Raw genomic sequence first — 1,590 nt, 5'->3', positions numbered from 1 at the left:
AGGTTTCGATTTTAATTCGTTCGGAATAGGTTATACTAGACAAAAGATCAGCTCCTAAAAGATGGGTTTGTGGTAAACACCATTTTAAAGGAAGCTGATCTTTTTTGTCCGAACAGCGTTCGGATTAATTTTACAATCTACCATAATCCTGTTCTAAGGCCTGATAATTGGCAAACTCTTTACCATGATCAACAGTAATGGATTTTACTTGGGGACCGAAGGCCTCCATAAACTTGTCAAAGGCGGTGTTTAGAGCCTTAGCCGTTCTATTAGGGGCTTTGATGGCCCATAGAAGTCGGGTCTTACGTTCTACGAATGTAACCAGACATGATCGTGACTCACTTCGACTAGAAAGCACCGTATCTACTTCCCAATGACCAAAAGCTAACCGTTGATTAACAGTTGTTGGCCGTTGTTCGATGGAAGTCCCACTTGTAAATTTCCCACGATTTTCGCTCACTCGGTGCTGGCGGACATTCCGATTGGGTAGATTAGTCAATTTGAAGGGGAGCCAGCCACGATTAAGCCAATTATAAATTGACGCAGTGCTCAAGTTATAAGCGGCCGCAATGGTTTCTGGTGACCAGGTTAATCGTAAGTGATTGGTAATTAAAGTCGCTAATGCTGCCGTCAGCATCGAACGACGACCGCAATTCCGCCTTTTGCGATCTGCATCTTGCTGAGCTAATTCTGGATCATAAGGTTTAACTCGGTCCAACTCATAGCTAATCGTAGCTTTGGCGACGCCTAAGGCGTCAGCCATTACTTGGTAAGATTTATTACCCTCATTGACCAGTTGTGCTAGTGCGCCACGTTGAAAACGTGATAAAGTAGATGTACCCAAAGTAATCACTCCCTATATTGGTTGGAATTAGCTACTACCATTGTAAGTGATTGCTTTGGGCTTTTTAATTTCTGTTCGGATTAATTATAGAATTTGCCAAACAACAAGATATTTTGAAACAAAATATTAAGACACTATCAATGATTGATAAAACCAAGTAAATTGTCACAACACAGTACAATAATGTTTTGAGTAAAACATTCCCTGATATGGACGTAGACAATACCCCAGTTAAGGAAAAAGAACGACTATATACAGCCGTGGTTTATTACAACCCTGAACTAAAAGCATTGACAAAGCGTGATTTAGAGCAGTTAAAGAATGACCCACCAATGCAATTTACCACACAAGAGCATGAACAAGGATTAGCTTATTTGACTGGTAGTCTTAATGCAGATGAGATTAAAAATAATGACTTACTGCGAGTGTTAAAGAACACAGGGACACAGCAATTATTTATTGGCGAAGTCGGACAAGATATCAATATATCAACGAAGAAGCTTGAGCAAGCTAAGCAGGCTATGCAACAAAATAAGCAACAGCAAGATAATTACCGTAAAGAAAAAATGACGGGTTATCGAGCAGTTAATTATCGTGAAAGGCTCCTATGATGGAATTACGGACAAACTGTTCGATATAATACATCATAAAGGAGCTTTTTATTATGGCAATTAAATATTCAAATGAATTTAAAGAATCGATTGTTAGCTTAAGTCAGACTGGCCGTTCGGCCAACTCACTGGCTA

General features: G+C 39.7%; 1 protein-coding gene and 1 pseudogene. One reads left to right on the top strand and one right to left on the bottom strand.

Annotation, left to right across the window (positions count from 1 at the left end):
- Nucleotides 1–142: 142 nt before the first annotated feature.
- Nucleotides 143–844, bottom strand: a pseudogene (locus ACF1X7_RS10070) (IS30-like element ISLsa1 family transposase); the annotation flags it as partial.
- Between the two features lie 188 nt (nucleotides 845–1,032).
- Between ACF1X7_RS10070 and ACF1X7_RS10065 the strand changes: the two are divergent.
- Nucleotides 1,033–1,455 carry a hypothetical protein gene (locus ACF1X7_RS10065; protein ID WP_146955176.1) on the top strand — a complete coding sequence of 141 codons (423 nt, stop codon included), beginning with the start codon at nucleotides 1,033–1,035 and terminating at the stop codon, nucleotides 1,453–1,455.
- The last annotated feature ends 135 nt before the right edge of the window (nucleotides 1,456–1,590 follow it).

The sequence above is a fragment of the Latilactobacillus sp. VITA-14 genome (assembly GCF_046580785.1).
GTDB classification, from domain to species: domain Bacteria; phylum Bacillota; class Bacilli; order Lactobacillales; family Lactobacillaceae; genus Latilactobacillus; species Latilactobacillus curvatus.
Note: the sequence above shows the minus strand (reverse complement) of the source record. Positions and strands in the feature narration are given on the sequence as shown.